General features: G+C 46.4%; 23 protein-coding genes. 8 read left to right on the forward strand and 15 right to left on the reverse strand.

All coding sequences use genetic code 11. The annotated features are described in order from the left end of the window. The 6 genes from QMA35_RS15005 to QMA35_RS15030 form a co-directional block, all read left to right on the forward strand. Window positions 1-205, forward strand: a 205-nt coding sequence (locus QMA35_RS15005) for a hypothetical protein (protein WP_281647969.1), incomplete at its 5' end; no start/stop codon positions are given. A 226-nt stretch (window positions 206-431) separates the two neighbouring features. Continuing rightward, the gene (locus QMA35_RS15010; protein ID WP_281647970.1) at window positions 432-1,520 is read left to right on the forward strand and encodes a TRAP transporter substrate-binding protein; all 1,089 of its coding nucleotides are present in this window, start codon (window positions 432-434) and stop codon (window positions 1,518-1,520) included. Between the two features lie 74 nt (window positions 1,521-1,594). Beyond that, window positions 1,595-2,131 carry a TRAP transporter small permease subunit gene (locus tag QMA35_RS15015; protein ID WP_281647971.1) on the forward strand — a complete coding sequence of 179 codons (537 nt, stop codon included), beginning with the start codon at window positions 1,595-1,597 and terminating at the stop codon, window positions 2,129-2,131. An 18-nt stretch (window positions 2,132-2,149) separates the two neighbouring features. After that, window positions 2,150-3,439: a TRAP transporter large permease subunit gene (locus QMA35_RS15020; RefSeq protein WP_281647972.1), complete on the forward strand. Its 1,290-nt coding sequence runs from the start codon at window positions 2,150-2,152 to the stop codon at window positions 3,437-3,439. Between the two features lie 274 nt (window positions 3,440-3,713). Next, window positions 3,714-5,123 (forward strand): cache domain-containing protein, encoded by a 1,410-nt coding sequence (locus tag QMA35_RS15025; protein ID WP_281647973.1) that lies wholly within the window; start codon window positions 3,714-3,716, stop codon window positions 5,121-5,123. Further along, window positions 5,113-5,754 (forward strand): response regulator transcription factor, encoded by a 642-nt coding sequence (locus QMA35_RS15030; RefSeq protein WP_281647974.1) that lies wholly within the window; start codon window positions 5,113-5,115, stop codon window positions 5,752-5,754. Before QMA35_RS15025 ends, QMA35_RS15030 begins: the two co-directional genes overlap by 11 nt. On the opposite strand, the gene QMA35_RS15035 is transcribed toward QMA35_RS15030, so the two are convergent. Then, window positions 5,751-6,413, reverse strand: coding sequence for a nitroreductase (locus QMA35_RS15035; RefSeq protein WP_281647975.1), 663 nt, complete (start codon window positions 6,411-6,413; stop codon window positions 5,751-5,753). The genes QMA35_RS15030 and QMA35_RS15035 overlap by 4 nt on opposite strands. Before the next feature lie 264 nt (window positions 6,414-6,677). Here QMA35_RS15035 and QMA35_RS15040 point away from each other — a divergent pair, with 264 nt between their 5' ends. Continuing rightward, window positions 6,678-6,890, forward strand: coding sequence for a hypothetical protein (locus QMA35_RS15040; RefSeq protein WP_281647976.1), 213 nt, complete (start codon window positions 6,678-6,680; stop codon window positions 6,888-6,890). Here the strand turns inward: QMA35_RS15040 and QMA35_RS15045 are convergent. The 14 genes from QMA35_RS15045 to QMA35_RS15110 form a co-directional block, all read right to left on the reverse strand. Next, the gene (locus tag QMA35_RS15045) at window positions 6,852-8,039 is read right to left on the reverse strand and encodes a VWA domain-containing protein (RefSeq protein ID WP_281647977.1); all 1,188 of its coding nucleotides are present in this window, start codon (window positions 8,037-8,039) and stop codon (window positions 6,852-6,854) included. The genes QMA35_RS15040 and QMA35_RS15045 overlap by 39 nt on opposite strands. A gap of 1 nt (window position 8,040) precedes the next feature. Further along, window positions 8,041-8,586, reverse strand: coding sequence for a tight adherence pilus pseudopilin TadF (tadF, locus tag QMA35_RS15050; RefSeq protein WP_281647978.1), 546 nt, complete (start codon window positions 8,584-8,586; stop codon window positions 8,041-8,043). Further along, complete coding sequence (locus QMA35_RS15055) at window positions 8,579-9,082, reverse strand: TadE/TadG family type IV pilus assembly protein (RefSeq protein WP_281647979.1); 504 nt, start codon at window positions 9,080-9,082, stop codon at window positions 8,579-8,581. The genes tadF and QMA35_RS15055 overlap by 8 nt, the downstream gene beginning before the upstream one ends. Beyond that, complete coding sequence (locus tag QMA35_RS15060) at window positions 9,082-9,864, reverse strand: hypothetical protein (protein ID WP_281647980.1); 783 nt, start codon at window positions 9,862-9,864, stop codon at window positions 9,082-9,084. Before QMA35_RS15060 ends, QMA35_RS15055 begins: the two co-directional genes overlap by 1 nt. Further along, window positions 9,854-10,714 (reverse strand): type II secretion system F family protein, encoded by an 861-nt coding sequence (locus tag QMA35_RS15065; protein WP_281647981.1) that lies wholly within the window; start codon window positions 10,712-10,714, stop codon window positions 9,854-9,856. The genes QMA35_RS15060 and QMA35_RS15065 overlap by 11 nt, the downstream gene beginning before the upstream one ends. A 6-nt stretch (window positions 10,715-10,720) precedes the next feature. Continuing rightward, a complete protein-coding gene (locus QMA35_RS15070; protein WP_281647982.1) occupies window positions 10,721-11,632 on the reverse strand; it encodes a type II secretion system F family protein in 912 nt (303 codons plus the stop codon). Further along, window positions 11,629-12,927, reverse strand: coding sequence for a CpaF family protein (locus QMA35_RS15075; RefSeq protein ID WP_281647983.1), 1,299 nt, complete (start codon window positions 12,925-12,927; stop codon window positions 11,629-11,631). Before QMA35_RS15075 ends, QMA35_RS15070 begins: the two co-directional genes overlap by 4 nt. After that, the gene (locus QMA35_RS15080) at window positions 12,924-14,150 is read right to left on the reverse strand and encodes a hypothetical protein (protein ID WP_281647984.1); all 1,227 of its coding nucleotides are present in this window, start codon (window positions 14,148-14,150) and stop codon (window positions 12,924-12,926) included. The genes QMA35_RS15075 and QMA35_RS15080 overlap by 4 nt, the downstream gene beginning before the upstream one ends. Window positions 14,151-14,153: 3 nt before the next feature. Further along, the gene (locus tag QMA35_RS15085) at window positions 14,154-14,429 is read right to left on the reverse strand and encodes a hypothetical protein (RefSeq protein ID WP_281647985.1); all 276 of its coding nucleotides are present in this window, start codon (window positions 14,427-14,429) and stop codon (window positions 14,154-14,156) included. Beyond that, window positions 14,426-15,796, reverse strand: coding sequence for a pilus assembly protein N-terminal domain-containing protein (locus tag QMA35_RS15090; RefSeq protein WP_281647986.1), 1,371 nt, complete (start codon window positions 15,794-15,796; stop codon window positions 14,426-14,428). Before QMA35_RS15090 ends, QMA35_RS15085 begins: the two co-directional genes overlap by 4 nt. A 19-nt stretch (window positions 15,797-15,815) precedes the next feature. Then, window positions 15,816-16,613: an RcpC/CpaB family pilus assembly protein gene (locus tag QMA35_RS15095; protein ID WP_281647987.1), complete on the reverse strand. Its 798-nt coding sequence runs from the start codon at window positions 16,611-16,613 to the stop codon at window positions 15,816-15,818. A 4-nt stretch (window positions 16,614-16,617) separates the two neighbouring features. Continuing rightward, the gene (locus QMA35_RS15100; protein WP_281647988.1) at window positions 16,618-17,064 is read right to left on the reverse strand and encodes a prepilin peptidase; all 447 of its coding nucleotides are present in this window, start codon (window positions 17,062-17,064) and stop codon (window positions 16,618-16,620) included. A 15-nt stretch (window positions 17,065-17,079) separates the two neighbouring features. Continuing rightward, window positions 17,080-17,301, reverse strand: coding sequence for a hypothetical protein (locus tag QMA35_RS15105; protein ID WP_281647989.1), 222 nt, complete (start codon window positions 17,299-17,301; stop codon window positions 17,080-17,082). 160 nt (window positions 17,302-17,461) lie between these two features. Continuing rightward, complete coding sequence (locus tag QMA35_RS15110; RefSeq protein ID WP_281647990.1) at window positions 17,462-18,190, reverse strand: hypothetical protein; 729 nt, start codon at window positions 18,188-18,190, stop codon at window positions 17,462-17,464. Between the two features lie 210 nt (window positions 18,191-18,400). On the opposite strand from QMA35_RS15110, the gene QMA35_RS15115 reads away from it, so the two are divergent. Next, window positions 18,401-20,830, forward strand: a complete 2,430-nt coding sequence (locus QMA35_RS15115) for an inositol phosphate phosphatase SopB (RefSeq protein ID WP_281647991.1) — start codon at window positions 18,401-18,403, stop codon at window positions 20,828-20,830. The last annotated feature ends 10 nt before the right edge of the window (window positions 20,831-20,840 follow it).

Consider the following 20,840-nt stretch of genomic DNA (forward strand, 5'->3'; position numbering starts at 1 on the left):
TCCAATTACACGACAGAAACCGGTGCTCAGAAGTATAGTTCATGCACCAACATGTATTGTGAACAGAGCCGGAGGCTCGGTATACATGCCCATCTTCGAGAGCATATCTTCCGGGATAAAGATTGTAGCTGGGAGGTTAGCCGCCAAGCTCAATCTTGTCGTAAGGGGTGAAAGAGAAGAGAAGGTCAAAGTCGGCGGTTTTTGAAATAACCTTCAGTTTTTCACGGCCTTTGCCGGAACTGGAAGAGATGTCTTATTTTCCTTCGGCATTTAAATGATCTACGTAGTTTTACGTAGACTGCCTTAAGTATTATTTTTTCCTGTTTCCGAAAAGCTGCGAATATTGTTAGCTGCTCTCTCCCGTCATCATCTACCCCATCAAAAAAGTTACACACAACACCTCGAAAGAGAATGGGGAGAAAACAAAAACAATGAGATCCTTACTGAAAAATTCATTTACCAAAAAGCTGCTGACCGCAGCTGTGTGTGTGGCAGCCTTCGCAGGCTCTGCCCAGGCTGCTGAGAAAGTGTATCGTCTGAAAATGGCGGAAACCTGGCCGTCCAACTTCCCTATTTTCGGTGATGCTCCCCGTAATATGGCGGCTATGGCAGAGAAGATGTCCAATGGCCGTCTGAAAATTACCATCGATTCCAAGAACAAACACAAAGCCCCGCTGGGTATCTTCGATATGGTACGCTCCGGCCAATATGATATGGGTCACTCCGCATCCTATTACTGGAAAGGCAAGGTACCGAATACTCTCTATTTCACGACTATGCCATTTGGTATGACAGCCCCAGAACAGTATGCCTGGTTCTACCAGGGCGGTGGCCTGGAGTTGATGGACAAGGTGTATGGCAAGTACAACCTGGTGAGTTTCCCTGGCGGTAATACCGGTAACCAGATGGGTGGCTGGTTCCAGAAGGAAATTAACTCCCTGGAAGACCTGAAGGGTCTGAAGATGCGTATTCCCGGTTTTGCCGGTGAAGTACTGGCCAAGCTAGGGGCCAAGCCTACGAACATTCCGGCAGGTGAGCTGTACACCGCACTGGAGCGTCGTACTATCGATGCACTGGAGTGGGTAGGACCTTCCCTCGACTTGCGTATGGGTTTCCACAAAATTGCACCTTACTACTACACCGGCTGGCATGAGCCCGGTACCGAACTGCAATTCCTGGTGAATAAGCGTACCTGGAAAAAACTGCCTGAAGATTTGCAAGAAATCCTGCGTGTGGCCATGCGTACTGCTGCCTATGACATGTACATTCAGTCTTACGATGCATCTGCTGTAAACCTTGAAAAGATGTTGACCGAATACCCCAACATCAAGATCAAGACTTTCCCGGAGTCTGTGACCAACGCTATGCGCAAGGCCAACGATGAACTGCTGGCAGAGAAAGCTGCTGAAGATGAACTGGCGAAAGAGATTCTTGATTCCCAAGCTGCTTACCTGAAGAAAGTACGTCGCTGGACTGATATTTCTGATCAGGCTTATTTGAACAGTCTCTCCGCTGAATAACTCGTCTTTCCTTCACAACAGAAGCCAGACATACTTGGCTTCTGTTCCTCTCATCAACATTTGTGGGGTAAGTGATGATGCTGGTGCAGCTGGAAAACCTGGTGAACCGCTTCTCTGATCTGCTGGGAAAAATAGCTGCACTGCTGTTTATCCTGCTTCTGTTTAATGTTTTTTACGACGTTGTTGCCCGCTATGTCTTCAACGACGTCTCTATCGGTATGCAGGAGCTGGAATGGCATCTGTTTGCCGCCATGTTTATGCTCGGTGTGCCTTATACCTTACGTGTTGGTGGCCATGTTCGTGTTGATCTCATTTACGAACGTTTGTCCCTGCGCAGTAAGGCTTACATCGACCTCTTCGGTTCACTGTTCCTGCTGATGCCCTTTGCCCTGCTTGTGGGATATTACGGTGTTGGATTCGCTCATGAGGCATGGGAACTGGGTGAAACCTCTGGTGACCCTGGAGGCCTCCCCCATCGGTGGATTATTAAAGCGGTGATTCCGTTTACCTTTTTCTCCATCGCTATCAGCGGCTTCGGCATGATGCTGCGTAGTTTGAATATTCTTACCGGTAACAGGACTGATACCGGCTATGTCCCTCCACAACATTAATAATCGGGAGCAAAGCAAATGATTGGTATCGTCATGTTTTTTGTGGCGCTGGTGATGCTGCTTTTCGGCTTCCCGGTTGCCTTTACCTTCGGCGGTGTGGCACTGATTTTTGGTGTCTGGGCCGAAGGCGTGGATATGTTTGCGTTTATGCCATTCCGCATTCAAAGCATTATGGAAAATGTGGTACTGATGGCTGTGCCGCTGTTTATCTTCATGGGTATCGTTCTGCAGAAAACCAAACTGGCAGAGCAGCTGCTGGAATCTATGGGTAAGCTGTTTGGCGGAGTTCGTGGGGGTCTGGCGATTTCTACTGTGTTGGTAGGCGCTTTGCTGGCGGCTTCAACCGGTGTTGTAGGTGCTTCTGTTGTGGCGATGGGATTGATCTCCCTGCCGGTGATGCTCAAGTACAACTACGACAAATCTCTAGCCTGTGGCACTATCTGTGCTTCTGGTACCCTTGGACAGATTATTCCACCTTCCATCATTCTGATTATCCTGGGTGATGTATTGGGTATTCCTGTAGGTGACCTGTTCCAGGCTGCCGTTGGCCCCGGCTTTATTCTGATTGGTGTGTATGTGCTGTATATTCTGGCGTATGCCTGGCTGAAGCCTGAGTCTGCACCTGCTCTGCCGATGGATGACGATGTTGCCAATAAGCGTGAACAGTATGTGAAAGCACTTAAGGCGATCATCCCACCATTGGCTCTTATTCTGATTGTTCTGGGTTCAATCTTTGCAGGTATTGCTACACCAACAGAGTCGTCTGCTTTGGGTGGTATTGGTGCGCTGGCATTGGCCGCTATCTATAAGCAATTCAGCTGGAAAATGGTATATGAGTCTTCATTGGAGACAGTAAAAGTCACTGCTATGGTATTTGCCATTCTCTTGGGGGCAACAGCCTTTTCCATGGCCTTTACCTACACCGGTGGCGATTACATTGTCGAAGAAATTCTGTCTCAGCTTCCAGGAGGAGCCACTGGCTTTCTGCTGCTCTCAATGTTGGCAATCCTGATTCTTGGCTTCTTTATCGACTTTGTCGAGATCAGTTTTATTATTGTACCTATCCTGGCTCCGGTTGCTGAAGCTTTGGGTATTGCACCGGTATGGTTCGCGATTCTGATTGCCATGAACCTGCAGACATCTTTCCTGACACCACCGTTTGGGTTCAGTTTGTTCTATTTGAAAGGTGTTGCGCCACCTTCAGTGAGAACAGTGGATATCTATAAAGGTGTAGTGCCGTTTATTGTTATGCAGGTGGCAGTGGTGCTCACCATCTTGTTGTTCCCTGAGTTCTATGGGTTAGTATAATTACCGTTGACCTGTCTATAGGTGCAGGGTTGATTATCTCGTCTCAAGACAATTGAGGCGAGATATGCCTTTTGATTCTCTCATTTAAAAAACCTGTTCCCTGTTTGAAATTTGGCTGCAAGCTTTTAATTCTGTGCCGCCAATTCTAAAAGGCATTGCACTTGCCTTGATCTCAACAGCTTTGATCTCAACAGCTTTGGCCTGTAACCTGTTTGCTTTAGCGATGTGTTGTCGTTAGGCTCCCGTCAAAGTCTGGGCGAAAACGAAAACTGCAGTGACCCTGAAAATAAAAATCCTGCTGCTGGCGCTGTTACCGCTGATTATTATGTCGGTGGCGATTACAACGTTGAACCAGCGACAGGCCCGTGACCTCTCCGAGCAGGAGATAGCTACCTTTGAACGCAACCTGCTAGCCTCTAAAAGAGAGCAGTTGCAGCATTATGTTGATCTCGCTCTTGCATCAATTCATCACACACTATCGCTGTTAGAGCACGGTGCTTCCCGTGAGTATGTTGAGTCTGAAGTTAAGCGACAGCTTAATGAGTTGGCCTATGGCGATGACGGTTACTTCTTTGCTTATACCCTTGACGGTGTCAATCTCGTTCATCCTGTACAACCCGAACTTGTCGGTGAAAACCTGATGGATATTCAGGATGGTGACGGCAAGTACCTGATTCAGGAGTTGTTATGGCAGGCGACCCATGGCGGTGGTTTTGAACGTTATATGTGGCGCAAACCTTCTGAAGATGGCCAGGAAGACAAACTCAGCTATGTCGTAGTGATTCCAGAATTGAACTGGATGATGGGGACTGGTCTGTACGTAGACGACATTGTCGAAGAAGTTGCAGCGATCCGCCGGGATGTGAATAAAAATATTCAGGACACCTTTTTTACTGTGCTGGTGATTATCTCAGGAACAGTAGTTTTGATTGTTCTTCTTGGTGTGGCTATCAATATCCATGAATCCCAGCTGGCCGATAAACGTTTACAGGAATTGGCTCATCGCTCTTTAAAACTTCAGGTTAGCCAGCGTCGTAATTTTGCCCGTGAGCTTCATGATGGTATTAATCAGCTGCTGGTATCTGCCAAACTGCGTGTGAATCTTGTGGATAAAAAGTGGGAGCAGAAGGTTGCCAGAGAACATCTGAAAAAAGCGTCCTGCATGCTGGATATGGCTATGCAGGAAGTTCGGCGGGTGTCGCATGATCTTCGTCCAATTGTTCTGGATGACCTTGGTCTGGAAGCGGCCCTGAGAAATATGCTGGATGACCTTGCCGAGCGAACGGATCTACAGGTGCACAGTTCGATACATCTGCCTGAACAACGTTTACCGGATGTTATTGAAATCACTTTGTATCGAGTGGTGCAGGAAGCGCTGACGAATATTGAAAAACATGCTGGCGCCAGTGAAGTAAAACTGACTGTACAATTTAAGGATGATGTTGTTTATCTGAAGCTTGAGGATGACGGCTGTGGCTTCTACGAACATGACCAGAGTGGAATTGGTTTGATTAATATGCGGGAGCGAACAGAACTGCTGGGGGGTAAATTTACCATCAACAGTTACCCGCAGCCTTCTTCGGCACTGGATACCAACTTGACTACCGGCACAATTATTAAAGCAACTTTTTATCTGGCCGCTGTGTATGAGACTAATGAGCGGGAACTGATCCATGAGTCATGAAATTCGAGTGTTACTGGCAGATGATCACCCCATGGTGCGAGAAGGACTGAAAGTGAGTCTGGACGGTGAAGGGGGCATCTCTGTTATTGCTGACGCCTGTAATGGCCGGGAAGCATTAGAGTTGGCTCCATCGGTCAAACCAGATGTAGTTTTGATGGATATCTCTATGCCGGTTATGGGGGGGCTGGAAGCTGCCGTAGAATTCAAAAAGAGTTATCCCGGTGTCAAGGTGCTGATTCTTTCTATGCACGAAGATCGGGAGTACATCCTTAAGATGGTTCAGTCTGGTGTATCAGGCTATGTGCTCAAAGATGTGGCAGCAGAAGAGATTGTTTTAGCTATTCAAACTGTTTCTACGGGGGGAACTTATTTCAGCGCCGGCGTATCTCAACAACTATTCAGTCAATTTGACCCTAATGGAATGAAACCGGAGGTGAAGTTGACCCCACGGGAAGAAACTGTGCTGAGGTTGCTTGCCGATGGAAAAGGGAATAAAGAAGTTGCCCGTGAATTGAATATTTCTGTGAGAACAGCAGAAGCACACCGGCAGAATATTAAGCAAAAACTTAAAATAAAAACATCCGCCGGTTTGATTCGTTATGCCATTGAACAGAATCTTACGAACGCTTAACTGGCAAACAACACTGAACTTTCAAGTTCTTCCCGAGTTGTTTTTGCATTATTGGCATCAGCATTATCATCGGCATAACCGAAAGACATTCCAAACAACACACCACGACTTTCTGGCAAATCAAACATTTCATGAATAGGGCCAGGGAATTGGCCAAGCGCACCCTGCATGCAGTTGGATATGCCGTGCTCCTGAAGCAGAAGAGCCAGCGTTTGTGAATAGATACCCATATCAACCGCTCCCATAATGTTCAGGTATTTCTCCATAGTGAAAATCGCCACATGGGGAGCATCAAAGAATTGCCAATTGCGCAGCATAGCCATGTTGCGCTTCATTTTGTCTTCACGGGCAATGCCCATAGCTGAGTAAAGAGCATTGGCAGAGCCAAACTGGCGTTCGCGGTGCTCACCTTCGTAAGCAACCTCCCAGTTGAAGTCTGGGTAAGGCTTCTGCTTTTGCATCACGTCCTGCAGTAGTTTGTTTTTCAGCTGATCCTTTTTCCCGCCGGAAACAACGATAACTTGCCATGGCTGAACGTTGCAGTTGGAAGGTGCTCGTTGAGCGGTGGTGAAAATATCTCGTAGAAGAGACTCTTCAACCGGATCTTTTTTGAACCCGCGGCACGATGATCGAGACTGCAAAGCTTGGCTGACGCTCATGAAATGATCCTGATTATTTGTTCTTATTTTGGAGAGCAAACATCATAGCTGAACGAATTGGCGTCAGGTAGCCCATATGGTGGATTGAGAATAGCTGTGTCATTCAGGAAGTCTTCATAATGGTCTAACACTGTCTGTTAATGCTGCATCTTCAGGTAAACGAAAATCACCTGAATCAGGGATGCTGTGAGCCAGACTGCCTGATGTTACCTGATATAAAGGGGGCTTAATTTCCCTTTTATAGTGCCACTAGCGGGTAAAGAAGTGCCACTAGCGGGTAAAGAAGTGCCACTAGCGGGTAAAGAAGTGCCACTAGCGGGCAAAGAAGTGCCACTAGCGGGCAAAGAAGTGCCACTAGCGGGTAAAGAAGTGCCACTAGCGGGTAAAGAAGTGCCACTAGCGGGCAAAGAAGTGCCACTAGCGGGCAAAGAAGTGCCACTAGCGGGCAAAGATATGGCCAATCTCCTCAGCAATTAAAGAGGACATGATTGAGTAGATGGCATCCGGATCTTGTGCAGAGAAGACTTTATCTTTCCCCACGCAACTTGTAAGCGCTTTATTGGAGGTTACATCGTAACTGAAACTTATCACGGCGATTTCTGCATGAACCCTTTCACCGGATGGTGTTCTTCCTTCTTCAATTTTATCGGTAATGATTTTGCAGTAATTGAGGTCTGTCAGCTTATTGTTCAGAACAGAATCACTGTCTACACCATCGGTTAGAACAATGATCAAGCGCTTGGCGTTTTTGGTTTTTCTGGCTAGTTGTGCTGCCCTTATGATTCCTTCATAGGATGCTGTTCCGCCATATGGTTCTATCTTTGAGAGTTCATCCTCAATCTTCTTAGCCTGTGTTGTTGGATGGATGGTGTAAAACTTTCCATGCTCCAGAAAGAAACGAGGCTCTTTTTCAACAAACATGTTGTTCACAGAGTCTTCGACCTGGAAAAAATTAATATTACTGACACTGTCGGCTATGCCTGTTGCCGGGTCACGTTCAAAAGTGTGTAACGCAAAAGGAATAAGAGATATTGTATTTTTCTTATCTGGATTAGTCTCGATACGGGTAAAGTCCTCAAGCTTGTAGGAAATTTTCTTGAGGATATCCTTCAGCATGTCGATTTTGATAACCCCGGTCCATGAGCCTCCCATTGAAGAGGAAAAGTCAGCCACAAAGAACACATCAATGGCCTGTCCATGGTTCTTTCTGGCGATAGATTTGTTGCCAAGAGGAATTGACTGGTCAAATCCAAGGGACTGTTTGCCTCCCAGCCAATTTGCATATTTCCCTGACACTTTTAACTGGTATTCCGTGAATTTTTTAGATGACTCTGTTTCATCACAATCACTGTTCTCAGTGCAGGGAATGGTGTCCAGATTAACCCTAAGGTTTTTGGTTTCCTTCATCATTGCAAGAATAAAGTCTTTCGCCAGCTGATCGTTTTTCTCTGGTGTATCGGATGGACGGGCGCTTATTGCCAGCACGGCAACTTCGGCGGCATTTCCCAGTCGAGCGCTGTCCCTGAGCCTTTTCCCTCCCTCTACTGCAAGAGTCATTAGCCCAGCCACTACCGGAAGCAGAAGCATGAACAAAATGATGGCGATACCCTGCTGCTGCGTTTTCATGCTACCGCCCGATCATGATTGAGCTGCTACTGAGGTGTCTTTTACCGGCAAACTCCTTTGTCAGCGATTGGCCATCATCACCCCTGTAGCAAAGAGTAACCCGGTACAAAGGTGCTGGATTGGCTCGCTCTGTTAAGAAAAACAGTTGTTCCTCTCGAACAAGGAGTCTTCCTCTGGGGCAGCTGAGCCCTTTTTTGAAAATGGCGAGACTGGGTTTCTGTATGTTTTTCTCTTCAAACAAAACCTGTTCAAGGGTCATTCCAAAAGCAGAGTTATCAAACCCTGCGAATGAACGTGACATGGATTTTGAAAGGAGAACAAACAGCTGGTCGGCCTGATCGTGGGAAATTTTGGTACTGCTGTCATAGAGCTGGGTACGCTCTTTAATAATGCTTACCCCGGAAAAACTGAGGTTCTGGAGCGCGCCGTGAATCGCCTGCCTGGCAATAATCTCACTGGTAAATGCGATAAATAAAAAAATAACCAGCATCACCAGAGCCAGTTCAACAATAAATACACCACTTTGTCGTTGGAGGTTTTTAACCATTGAAACTGCTCCTTTCATATTCCTGAATGGAGATCACTTCCCGGCTGATAACGGGCATCCGTGCATTGTTGATAAACAGTGAGGTGAAAATAGGTTTGTAGAGATATGTCACTCGGTAAATAGCAATGGATGCATCTTTGGGTTTTGCTTTTTCCTTGCAGAATTGTTGGCCTTTCTCAGGGCAATATTCAGACGCCAAGTCAAGCACACTGTCATAATAGTGAATGCTCACTGAAAGCTTGTTGGTATCAATAATTGATGACCACAGCTGGGAGCTGCCTTTCAGAATTTCTTTAAAATTGACCTGATAATCTTTAGCGGGTTTTGTACGAGCTGAACGGCTGGCTTCAGCCACCGCATAATCCAGAGAGGCTGAAACAAAGCCCATGTAGCTGATTTCACACCAGTAGAAAATCACCAGCAGGAAAAAGAACATCCCAAGGGCTGTTTCGATGGTAACAGTGCCCCTTTGGTTCGCTCCTTTGGCAGAAGTCATCAGTGTGACCCTGATAACTGAGGCTGGAATTTAGCAGAAGAGATGGCAATAAAGAGCGACATTCTCTCCTGTTCCGATTTTCCTCCGGTATAGACTGTTTTGAATTCGTTGTAGAGCCCTGCTCGTACAAGAGCAATAATCAGGTTGGATTTAATCTTTTCATCCGCTTGGCCGCTGGTGTAGAGCGGCATTAACCTTTGAATGGCCGCATCATATTTCTGTTCCAAAATATCCAGCATGGCCAGATTATTTTTGATGACCAGGTCATCAAACATGGTTTCGCGGGCTTTATTAATAGACTTTCTTGCATCTGAGTATTTGCCCATTGCCGCATACGCCACCCCTTGTTGGTTAAGAATTGTGGGGTCATTGGCTGAATAGAGCAGGGCAGTGTTCGCGTCTTTTAAAGATTCTTCCGCCATGCCCATGGTGAGCTTTGCCTGGGATTTTAACAGCCAAACTTCTGCATCTTTTTGTTGATCACCTAATAACGGTTCGAGTATGAACAGAGTGGAATCCGGGTCATTAGTATTCAGATAAGCAGTACCCAGAAGCAGGCGATACTTCTTGTTGTCTTCTTCGGTTTTGGCTTGCTGCAAACGGGTTTTGTATAACTGAATAAGCCCAGCGTGATTATCAGCGGCTTTTAAAAGCGCTTCGTTCACAGGGGCTTCAGGTTCTCTAGCTGTAGGCTTGGTACGAGTGGTTACACAGCCAGTCAGCCATAAAACCAATAAAACAACGAGAAGTGGTTGCCAGAAGCTGTTCTTACTATGCACCATTCATTAACCTCATAATGCCTGGCGCAATCATCAATACCACAATCGGTAACATGATGAAGGAAATCATGGGCAGCGCCATTTTGGCTGATAACTTACCAATCTGCTCTTCCATTGAGAGCATGGTTATCTGACGTATATGAGCCGCCTGAGTTCCCAGAACATCGGCAATTGAGCTGCCGTATTGCAAACTCTGACTGAGGGTGTACACAAAACTAATCATTTGCTGGGAAGGAATCTGTTTCGCTAATTCCTGTAACGCCTGTTTCATATTGTGAATTTTTGATACAGACTCCAAGCGCTTCATGATGTAGGAGAGATCTCGGTCGAAACTCTTCAATTCTTCACCAAGGTAAGCAGTTGAAGCCTCAATGGTCATCCCTGACTGCATGCACACAGCCAAAAGATCAAGAATATAAGGCAGCTGCGCAGAAACTTTTTCAATACGTTTTTTTTGCAGGGATTTCAGAATGATTTCAGGGATAACAAGAATGGCAGAAAACAAAATCGCAGCTGTTGTTGCCTTGTCCGACAGTTTTACCAGATTTAAGTGCTGTCCAAAAAGAAATATGACAACTGTCAATCCGGAAGCCAGAAGAAGTTTTAAAGAAGTATAAATTCTGGGAAGCGTGCGGTTGTAAATACCGGCATTAATAAATACCTGCTCAATATCCCGCTGGGCAATGGAGTAAAAGCGTTTCAACCACTTCTGCAGATTATTTCGGATGGATGTTGAACCGTAACTCAACCCCAGCCAGCGTCTTTGTATCTGGCGGGTCAGATAGCTATCAATGGAAATAAAGGCGGCAATCGCAATCCCGCAATAAAGCATCAGGGCGAACTGGATAGACATAAAACGTTACCCTCTTACCTGGCGCATCAACCACCAGATCACCAGTATTCCCAAGACTTCACTGCCGATTACGTACATGAGAATGATCTGGCCAGCGGGGTTGTAAACAACGAAATCAAAATTCTCCGGGCTGACATATTTCATAAACAGAAAAAAACCGGGAGGAAGGGCACCAATAATTTTTGCAGACATCCGCACTTCAGAAGTCAGCGCTTTCATTTTTTTCTGCAAGGTCTGATTGTTGAGCATGACCTCTTCAAGATTTTTAAAAATGGTTTTCAATTGTCCGCCACGGCTGGCATTAGCCCGTAATGTCAGAACAAAAAAAACAAAGACCGGATAAGGGAATCTCTGGCAGGAGCTCATAAGAACATCTTCCATGGTATGCCCGAGAGCGAGCTTCTGCCCCATACTGCGAAACTCTCTGCCAACCAGGTTGTTCAGAGAATTGCCTACAAAGGCTATGGACTGGTGCAGGCTTTCGCCGGAACTGACTGCTCCGGTCAGTGTTCTCAAGGCATCGGGGAAAGCATCTTCAAAACTTTTCTGGCGATACTGTTTAATAGTCGTCAGCAATACAAAGGCTGTCGTGCAGAACAGCAGACAAAGCAGTGTATACAGGGGAACGCGGGGGAAGACATCATGCAACCATAGTGAAGCCGTAACGTTAACAGTTATATAAACTGCCAGCGTTACATAGACATACTTGCCCAGGGTATCTTTCAGGTTTTTGCAGTTGTTTTTTATTTGAGTGAGTAAAGGCTGCTCAGTCAGTGCTTTGACATCCAAAACCTGTTTGGCGATCACTGTTTTCTGACTGCGGGTATCCGTCAGAAAATGTATTGGATTCTTATGTGGCCATAAAGCAACAGCCAGCAGAGAGAAAACAGCCACAAACAGGACAGCTAGCCATATCATGGTTCTAGATTTTCCTTGAATGTTTTTCTCAGAAGCTCTTCCAAACCAAAGAAGCGTGCCTTCACTGAAAGAACAGAGCGATTCAATAGTCCAGCACAATTGAACGTGCCAATAATCTTTTCACCGTTGGGCTGCTCCAGAATCGAAAAATGAAAGATCTCTTCCAGAGTGATTTTGTCGCCTTCCACTCCCATGACTTCACTGATGCTCATTATTTTTCGGCTGCCATCATGGAGGCGGGAAACCTGAATAATCAGATCCACAGCGCTGGCAATATTTCTGCGAATAGATTCCAGCGGCATATTGGGAACCGCCATCATCACCATGCTTTCCATACGGGCCAGTGCATCCCGTGGCGTGTTTGCGTGAAGCGTGGACATAGAACCATCATGGCCGGTGTTCATAGCCTGCAACATTTCAAATGCTTCTGTGCCTCGACACTCGCCGATAACAATTCTGTCTGGGCGCATCCGTAATGAATTAATAACAAGGTCACGCTGGTTGATAGCGCCGGTGTTTTCTATGCCGGCCGGGCGGGTTTCCATACGCACAACATGAGGCTGTTGAAGGCAAAGTTCAGCGGCATCTTCAATAGTGACTATGCGCTCTGACTCGGATATATGGTTGGACAGCGCATTCAGTAGAGTTGTTTTTCCCGAACCTGTTCCGCCGGAGATTAAAATATTTAAACGACAACGAGCTGCAATGGCCAGAGAACGAGCCATATCCTGTGATAAAGCCCCAAACTCAACCAGTTGTTCCAAACCTATTTCCTTATTACTGAACTTTCGTATTGAGAGTGAGGTTCCATCCAAAGCAACGGGAGGAATGGCGATATTAACTCGGCTGCCGTCTGGCAGGCGGGCATCGCACAACGGATTGGCTTCATCAACTCTTCTGCCCGCGAAGGCAGCAATACGACGGGCAATATTCTGCAGTTGGATGTCGCTTATAAATGTGACATTGGTTTTGGTCAGTTGGCCACCTTGTTCGATATAAACGGAATTGGGGCCATTCACCATAATGTCTGAAATGGTCGGATCATCTATCAAAGGCTGGAGCGGGCCGAGGCCTTTGATCTCGTTGACCATCTGCACAGTAAATACGCTGCGCAATGAAACCGGCAGCTGGATATTGTCTTTTTCAACCAGAGTATCGATGGCATCACGCATCAAATCTTTCAGCTCTTCTGCGGATGTCGACTCTACTGCTTCAGCATCAAGAGCGTCCATAATTCTGGTGCGCAGGGTCAGGTAGGTTTCCTGAAACCCTGTTGGAAGATCCTGCTCAATCATGACAGGCACCATGAACAAATTTTCTGCCAGATGTTTTCTGTGGCAAGTGGTTTGCCAATAATCAGATTGGTGAGGTCTTTCAGTGCCAACCCTAATTTATGTTTGTCTGGCTGCAGGCCGTTACCTTCGGTCAGAATTGCTTCGCAACCCTTGTACCAGAACAGTTCGACGGCAATGGGCTGCTCCAGGTATTCCTCAATATCTTTTTTGCTGACAGGGCTTTCTGGCTGGGAGTGGTTAATAACCAACAGCGTCCGAAGGTTGCTGTGTTGCCTATCTTTCAGGTTGTTTAAGAAGGCTTTAGCAGCCTGTAGACCTGAAAGTGTTGGAGAAATTACAACAACCAGGCAATCTGCAGTGGCCTGTAAAGACTGGTTTGAAAGAATACATTTTGTTGAAGAGGGGTAATCTTCAACAATAAAAGCGTGTTCTCTGGCGATACTGCCAAGAACACTGTTGCTGTATTGCCAGAGTTTCTCCGCCTGTGTGCTTGTGCTGTCTATTCCCAGATAACTCCAGAGCTGCTGTATCTGTATCAGCAGACTTTGGGCATAAATAGGGTCAACAGTCTGTACTTCCGCATATTCAGCCAGAATTTGATCACAGACTCTTTTTCTTGAAAGAGTTTGCTGACCCAGCATGATATTGAGATTACTGCCCTGATAGCTGTGGTCGGCAAGCACTACAGGCTGAGAGGTTTCCTTAATCAGGTTTCTGGAAAGTTCAGCCGCAACCAATGAACCTCCACATCCACCTTTAGTACCAACAACCGCTATGCGCATAGCAGAGCGGGCATTTTGCGGTCTGCGCTTCAACAGTCGGTCGTTCTGCAGAACCCTGATTAATTCAACAATATCCTGCCGGGATGCGGGCCATAACAGATAATAAAAACCCAGACTCGCTAGTTTACGAACAACGCCGATGCTGTCGTTTTGCCCGATAAGAACAATATCGCTGTTTCTGGAAACAATATGGCAGAGAGACAGAGCCAGTTTTTCAACATCGTCGTCTGTTTCAATAAAGGTCAGTGATGCTTTTGAGTCTTGCAACTGTTTATGATGAGTGTCGCTATCGAAAGCTATACCGGAAGGTGCGCCTAAGCCTTCTGACTGACAGGCCTCTTGCAGCTGCCGCAAACATTCATGGGTTTTATAAAACACCTGAATGCTATTGGTGCTAACAGGTTCCTGCTCGCTTTTGGTGGTTTTATTGAAATCGAGCATGCATCACTCCTGCTTTTCCAGAACCCTGTGGGCTCTCTCCGGGTGTACCAGAGATTGCTGACGTGCACTTTCTACATAGCAATCCAGTTGCACGGGTTGCCGGGGATTCAGGTTATAAGGCGTGCAAGTGGGAGCCTGCACGGTATAACGGGTGCCAGCAGGCGTTGTTTTTTGCTTTACGATAAATACTGAAGGCTCGGGCTTATCAAAGCGGGCGGTGCAGCCAGCTGAAAATAGAATAACCATACAGAGCATGGTAAAAGTGGGAATAACGTTCACTGCTTAAACCCTCCTGATGCCAATATTGCTCGAGCCTGATCGTGAATTACGGCACCACCCTTGGTTTTCTCAAGATTGAAATAGCGCAGTAGTGTGCTGGTATGATTCATCTGGGGTATCTGGATTGTTGTACCCGGAGAGACTGGTTTTACCAGATTGACTGTGGCAACAATAATAAGCTCTGTTTTTTTACGCTGGTTATCGTTATGGCGAAAGGCTGCGCCAAATAGCGGAATATCCCCTATAAAAGGAACTTTTGATAAAGCTTCTCTGTCTTCTGTGCTTAACAGTCCACCCAGAACAAAACTTTCCCCGTCGGCCAGCTGAATAGTGGTGCGGGTACGCCGGGTTTTAAATGCAGGAATATTGAGCTTGTTATTACTGTTGCTGGGATCAATGGAGCTGACTTCCGGTTCCAGAGAAAGGTTAATGGTGTCGTCAGATTGAGCTTTGGCCGCGAGAGTCAGGCGAATGCCGAACTCTTTGTAATTAATATTCTGAGAACCATCAATATAGGTAATAACAGGCATTTCACCGCCAGCCAGAAATGATGCTGTTTCACCCGAAAGAACAGAGAGGTTCGGCTGGGCCAGTATCTGCCCCATAGTGTCGTCATCGGCTGCTGAGATGTAGTTGGCAATCATATTGGAGCTGATATGGCCGACTTTGTTATAAAACTGGCCGTTACCAAGAAAGGCAGCATTTTTACCACTGCCCATTTCACTACCCCACTTCACTCCAAGCTGGCGAATGAATGAGTGGGACACTTCAGCAATAGTCAGCTTTACATTGATCTGCTTAACGGTATTTACCTGCAGATTGTTCACTAGCCCTTCGTAGGATTTCTGGGTCATAAAGCGAATGTTATTGTCTGGTGAACCGCTTTCTTTCCAACTGATTTTATCTTCGGTAACTTTGCTGCCCAGCAGCTCGCCTGTCAGGTTATAAATCTCCTGACGCATGTCTTCTGATAGTACTTCGCCACTGAGTACGGTTTGGTTACCGGTACTGGTCAACTCAATATTAGTATCCGGGTAGCGAATACGAATCTGATCTTTTATGGAGGAAAGGTTTCTGGAAACGGTTAACAGCTTTGTATCTATGGGAGCGCCCTTGTTACCGAGAACAATAAGCGATGACTGACCAACAGACTTGCCATAAATAATCAGGCGGTTGCCTTCAACTACCTGGTAATCAGCAATCTCGGCATCAGCAATAAAAACAGTATCAATCTGTGTTTGGTAATGAAGAGATGTAGCTTCACTGATGTTTAACTGAATGGTTTCTATGTTTTTCTCTAGTGTTCCAGCAAAGCACTGTGAAGTAGAGAGAAGCAAATAAATAAAATATTTTTGGGAGAAGTGCATTTTAGTTGTATTGATAATCTCAGTTAGGCATTTGTTCGACTCGCTTATTGCCTCTTAGTTCTTTGATAATGGAAAAATCAGGAACAATTTCACTGATATCTATTTCCGGGTGCGCTTTATCCGTCGATTTTTGGATATCCAGAATGCCAATACGTTTGGCAATCATTACTTTGGCAGCATTTTCTGGCGTCATGGCCAGAATGATGGTTTGTTTCTTGTCTTTCTTACTTGAGTAATCGTCATTATCTTTCAGGTCTGGAACCTGCAGAACCATCTGTTTTCTCAAAAGAGGAATAACACTTAATCCCTGATAACGGGTGAGTTCTTCTCGATAAGCCATGCTCTGCGCCGGGGTAGCAATTAACATGACGTCAATAAGGTCCCCGGGTTTCAGCAAATGATAAAATTCTGAACTGCCTTTAATGACGAGTGGGTAGGGCGCTTTGTCTGGCGCCATAATCAGCTTCTGACAGGATTCTGAGTAAAAGGAACACAGGTTTCTGGCACTGATGATTTCCCCGGACTGTATATCCGCAGTTGCTATATGGTTTTCAGTCTCAGACATTGATATCTGTTGCGTACTTTCGGTTAGGCGGGCTTCCTCGGCAGTTATTATTGTGGGCCTGACTTTTTCAAGAGTCACCGGCTCTCCTTTTTCAATGGCGGAATAAGCAATCCATACCGAAACATCATCGTTTAAAACGTCTTGATGCTGGGGAGGCTCTTCTGTTTTATCTTCGGCGTTAGAGGTTAACAATCCCCAAAAACCAACGATGGTGAGAAGAAAAGTCAGCAGAAGCAATAAGCGGCGTTTCATCTTGTTATATGTACCCCAAATCTACAGCTGACAGGCAAACGCCAAATAACCCGGCAAGGGCAATGGGTACGCCATAGGGAATGCCATCTGTTTTCAGTTTTCCTGAGTCGCTTTGCAGTGCACGCAAGGCAATGTAAACGAGAGCAAGAACACCTCCGCCCATGGCAACAGCGAAAACAACCATGCTCCACCAGGACGTGTGGACACCAAGCAAGAAAGCCAGAATAAGTTTTATATCGCCACCAGAGAAAGCTTTTACTGCGAACAAAAAGCATCCAGCCAGACATGCCAGTGGCCAGCACGACCAGGAAAGAGCGAAACCGGACGTGGTCAATAATGACGCAGCAGCGGTACAGAGTACGGCTCGGTTACTGATTTCACGGCTCTGTACATCCCTGTAACAGATATATAAGGCCGTTATTACCAGAACAATTATGCAAGCGCCTGTCATTGATAAAAGGGTTTCTTACTTGCTGCCTTTCAACTGATCAGAAATCTTCTGGAACGAAGCGTCCATTGCCCCCTTCAGGGAGTCCGCTCCATCGCCCGCAAGTACAGCGGTAATAATTCCCACCATGGTTGTAGCCAGCAGAGCGTATTCAATGGTGGCCAGACCTCGTTGATCTTTGCGGAGAGCATCGAGGAAAAGAGAAGTTTTCACATACGCTTTGGTAATTAACTGAGTCATAGGTAACAGCCTCTTTGTATTCAATAAATAAGCAGCTGTTTTGAGAGGAATGAAATAATTAAGTTCAGGCGGGAATGATACGGATTGTTATCAATTTGGTGGTAGATTGTAAAAATACAAGTGCTTTGAACTTTATTGTTTCACAATTTAAAGGCCGCAATTATTCTGCGGCCTTGGATTGTTCAACCATCAGGTTACTGATCTGCCAACTTTTCCTGTGAACAATAAAGGGTGCCAATTCCAGATCATATTTGGAATATCTGGGCTCGATAAATTTCCAGGCGCGCTTGGCCTTGATTGCCTGAGGTGAATCATCAAGATGGTTCTCAAGAGCCAGAGTCAGTTCCTTGGCAAGCACTCCCAAGTCCTGTTCAAAATAACCACCCTCAGCCTCTGTGTGCAGCTCACCAGTGTATGAACGGGCAAGGTAGCGTACGGCCATGTATTCTAGCCTGACAGCATTCTCCATAAGTTGATGATTAGCCCCTTCGTTTCTCAGGGCGGTTTTTTCAAGTTTAATAATGTTATTATCCAGGTTCCGAAGGAGGGTGCTGAGGTTCAGGTTAAATTCCCATGGGTAATCTTCCTCGAGAGGGTCGTAGGACAGGTTGTCTTCAAGAAATGTCGCATAACTATCAAGGGACTGAGCGAGCCCGTCGCTGTTGATTGACCGGGTAAGAGACTCTTTTAAAGAGTTGATTTGGCTGTTGGCCTCATTCCTTAACTCCTGATCAATACGCTCGCCCCTGTGTGATATTACAGAGATTGCCGCTCGAAACATGGAGACACGTGCGAGTTTCAACTCTTCGAGAGTTGAGCTGGCAGACGAATAGGAGGGTATAACGAGAGACAGCACCAAGCTGGCAAACAGCGATAGTCGTAAGAACATGGATTTTTTCCGATTCCTTTTTTGTTATTAAATGCACCTCCGTTGTCTGAATTACTCTGAAAATCCTTATCAGGCTGCAAAAGTGTATAGTTTTCAATAGAGATTGTCTTTCACAGTTTTATTACAACGGAAGGAGCTCTACAAAACTGTGAATAAAGCCTGATCTGCCGATATCCCATTCAATGGTTCCTCTTTTATCAGGAGCAGCGCATGAAAGCGCTCAGATCGGCGTTAGAGGCTGGCAGGGCTCAGGGCTACAAACATACAGGTTTTATTAAAAGTAAAGGCCGGGACGGCCCTTTTGGTCACTGGTTGGTCAAGCTTTTTAGCTCTGGAGACAAAGGGCCGACTTACAGCCGACGTTCCGTTAAGACTAACCTTGATAACGATTATGGGGCGTCTGTCGGCAGAAAGGTCATGCAGAATGCTGGCTCTAAGCCCCTGACGGCTCGCAGGATTGTAAGTCTCCATAATAGAGCCGCCAAACTCAAACAAACCATTGACAAACATAATCATCAGCACTCACATAGCTGGATGAATCTTGACAAGAAGGGCAGCATGGCCAGCCGGTTGTTTACCCGTGCCACTGGTTATTCACCTCAGCAGCTCCCTGATTATGAGAGAAACCGGCTACAGCAGCACCTTGAAGCGGCGTTTTACCACAATGGTGACCACGAATTATCCCGGCAGGAAGCTGGTCAGCTGGTGGACAGTGTACTGACTTATCACAGCACTGCGTTTGCCAGTGCTGCCCCGGAAGTTTCCCGTGTTCTTGGTTATGAGAGTGGCCGGTTTTATCCGGAAGATCTTGATCGTTGGCTGGATACTCAACCTATGGATGCCTACGACCGGAATCTGGCTCGGGAATTCCAGTACAACAGTTCCCAGACTGCTCAATTAACCAGCCGCTCTCCACTAAATCTTATTCATCAAAAACAATGGTCAGACCAGATAGAAAATACCCGGGAGCATATTCATAAACTCGGCCAGTCCCTGAATGCTATTCAGCGTGGTGCTCTGAGTGGGCTTCCTGAACCAGTTCGTCAGGCCATGGCTTACGATGTTTACCACCAGATCAATCAGGGACAACAGCATATTAGTTATCTGGAAGGGCTTGAGAAAGCCGACTTCCGAGGCCAGGAACAGCTACGAAAAGCCGAAGAGCACATGCTGAATACAGGCTTGTTGGTTTTGCATGAAAGTCTGGAAAAGGCTCAGACCAAGGGGCAGTTCCAGAAAGCTCAGTCTTTGATGAATCAAATAGACGATGTGAAGAACAGAAAAGCTCAGCTGAACGGAAAACACTTCACGCCTGTTGTTCATATGAAAAAGGCAGTGAAAGTCGATACCGAAGCTTTGAAAAAAGAGCTGATTGAAGCGGGTGTCAGTTCTCGGAGTATGAAGAAACTCTGGTTCAAAGCTTCTGCGGCGGTGGCAAATAGCAGCGAATGGAAAACCATTGAGAAGGTGATTCCTGTCAGGGCCGATGGACAGGTTCATAATTACACATCGCAACTTGTACCAGCCGGGCAGATGCGTTTTACCCCTCCCGGACAAGCAGTTGGGAACCGGGACCCGTTCATTTCCAGTTATAGCGGGCGTGGCAGAAGCTCAGCTGATTCCACTGAACGTATTCACGCTATTAACCTTTTTGACACGGAAGTGACTTCGAGTGATGGGAAAACACTCTATAAAGGGCTGCGTAGCGGAACCTTGTTTTCCCATAAGATAAAAGACAAAGCCAAGCAGACATCAACGCTGGAAAACCGGGCTATGGAAGTTCTGCGTGCCGCTTTTGTTCAGAAGTTTGCGGCACTGACGGCGGAGCAGAAGCAAGAAATTATTGATGGCGCTCCTCTGCCGTTTGATATGGTGGCTACATCGCTGCTCTCTCCTGACCAGATTCGCCATGTCACCGGTATTCATGACGACGAGCTGGCTTTCCAGAAAGCCCAGAACGATATGATGGTGAAACTGTGTGAAGAACCGGTAACCATGCAGGTTTTTGACAGCAACGGGCATGCGCATACTGTGACAGCAGATATTCGGCTGACCACCCTGAATATACCGGTGAACAAATTTGGTCTGAATCCTGCGTTATCAAGGGTTGGCAGAACCTGGGAACAGGCAGACATGTATAACCAGATGGGGTTAGATAAATTACTGGGCAACAGTCATCCGGACAGCGACATTGGTGGAGTTGTGGGAGAATGGTTGAGCGGCCCTGGGCAGAATTCTCCCGACTATGACAAGGTGCAGCAGTTGGTTTATCAGGTTCGCACCTTATACAGCCAAGGGCTGCACCATATGGAAGGCAACGATGCTTATGACCTGGTAGAAAGAGTGCAGCTACTGGCTTTTAAAGTTGGGGCGCTGTCTCACATCTACTGTAAAAGTGGCAAAGATAGAACCGGTGAAGCTGATGCTAGAACCAAGCAGTTTGCCGCTGAAGTGGATCGCCTTGGGTATGTGCCAGATCCCGGTGCACCATTAACGCAGGAGCATCGTGAAGCTGTGCAGACCTTTATGTATGGCTCCGGCAACCTTGAGGTACAACAACAGAATATCGGTGTGCCACACTTTAAAACAGCGTTAGGAAAGGAAGAGATTGGTGAAGATCTGTTTGAGCTTATTCACTGATAATAATCGG

It is taken from the genome of Parendozoicomonas sp. Alg238-R29 (assembly GCF_947331445.1).
Lineage (GTDB): Bacteria > Pseudomonadota > Gammaproteobacteria > Pseudomonadales > Endozoicomonadaceae > Sansalvadorimonas.

Excerpts from the sequence above, each read along its gene's own strand:
- tadF (WP_281647978.1), bottom strand. The coding sequence starts at position 8,586 with ATGGTTAAAAACCTCCAACGACAAAGTGGTGTATTTATTGTTGAACTG.
- QMA35_RS15060 (WP_281647980.1), bottom strand. The coding sequence starts at position 9,864 with ATGGTGCATAGTAAGAACAGCTTCTGGCAACCACTTCTCGTTGTTTTA.
- QMA35_RS15020 (WP_281647972.1), top strand. The coding sequence starts at position 2,150 with ATGATTGGTATCGTCATGTTTTTTGTGGCGCTGGTGATGCTGCTTTTC.
- QMA35_RS15105 (WP_281647989.1), bottom strand. The coding sequence starts at position 17,301 with ATGACTCAGTTAATTACCAAAGCGTATGTGAAAACTTCTCTTTTCCTC.
- QMA35_RS15115 (WP_281647991.1), top strand. The coding sequence starts at position 18,401 with ATGAAAGCGCTCAGATCGGCGTTAGAGGCTGGCAGGGCTCAGGGCTAC.
- QMA35_RS15070 (WP_281647982.1), bottom strand. The coding sequence starts at position 11,632 with ATGATATGGCTAGCTGTCCTGTTTGTGGCTGTTTTCTCTCTGCTGGCT.
- QMA35_RS15045 (WP_281647977.1), bottom strand. The coding sequence starts at position 8,039 with ATGAAAACGCAGCAGCAGGGTATCGCCATCATTTTGTTCATGCTTCTG.
- QMA35_RS15055 (WP_281647979.1), bottom strand. The coding sequence starts at position 9,082 with ATGACTTCTGCCAAAGGAGCGAACCAAAGGGGCACTGTTACCATCGAA.
- QMA35_RS15110 (WP_281647990.1), bottom strand. The coding sequence starts at position 18,190 with ATGTTCTTACGACTATCGCTGTTTGCCAGCTTGGTGCTGTCTCTCGTT.
- QMA35_RS15090 (WP_281647986.1), bottom strand. The coding sequence starts at position 15,796 with ATGCACTTCTCCCAAAAATATTTTATTTATTTGCTTCTCTCTACTTCA.
- QMA35_RS15015 (WP_281647971.1), top strand. The coding sequence starts at position 1,595 with ATGATGCTGGTGCAGCTGGAAAACCTGGTGAACCGCTTCTCTGATCTG.
- QMA35_RS15095 (WP_281647987.1), bottom strand. The coding sequence starts at position 16,613 with ATGAAACGCCGCTTATTGCTTCTGCTGACTTTTCTTCTCACCATCGTT.
- QMA35_RS15065 (WP_281647981.1), bottom strand. The coding sequence starts at position 10,714 with ATGTCTATCCAGTTCGCCCTGATGCTTTATTGCGGGATTGCGATTGCC.
- QMA35_RS15080 (WP_281647984.1), bottom strand. The coding sequence starts at position 14,150 with ATGCTCGATTTCAATAAAACCACCAAAAGCGAGCAGGAACCTGTTAGC.
- QMA35_RS15100 (WP_281647988.1), bottom strand. The coding sequence starts at position 17,064 with ATGACAGGCGCTTGCATAATTGTTCTGGTAATAACGGCCTTATATATC.
- QMA35_RS15075 (WP_281647983.1), bottom strand. The coding sequence starts at position 12,927 with ATGATTGAGCAGGATCTTCCAACAGGGTTTCAGGAAACCTACCTGACC.
- QMA35_RS15030 (WP_281647974.1), top strand. The coding sequence starts at position 5,113 with ATGAGTCATGAAATTCGAGTGTTACTGGCAGATGATCACCCCATGGTG.
- QMA35_RS15035 (WP_281647975.1), bottom strand. The coding sequence starts at position 6,413 with ATGAGCGTCAGCCAAGCTTTGCAGTCTCGATCATCGTGCCGCGGGTTC.
- QMA35_RS15010 (WP_281647970.1), top strand. The coding sequence starts at position 432 with ATGAGATCCTTACTGAAAAATTCATTTACCAAAAAGCTGCTGACCGCA.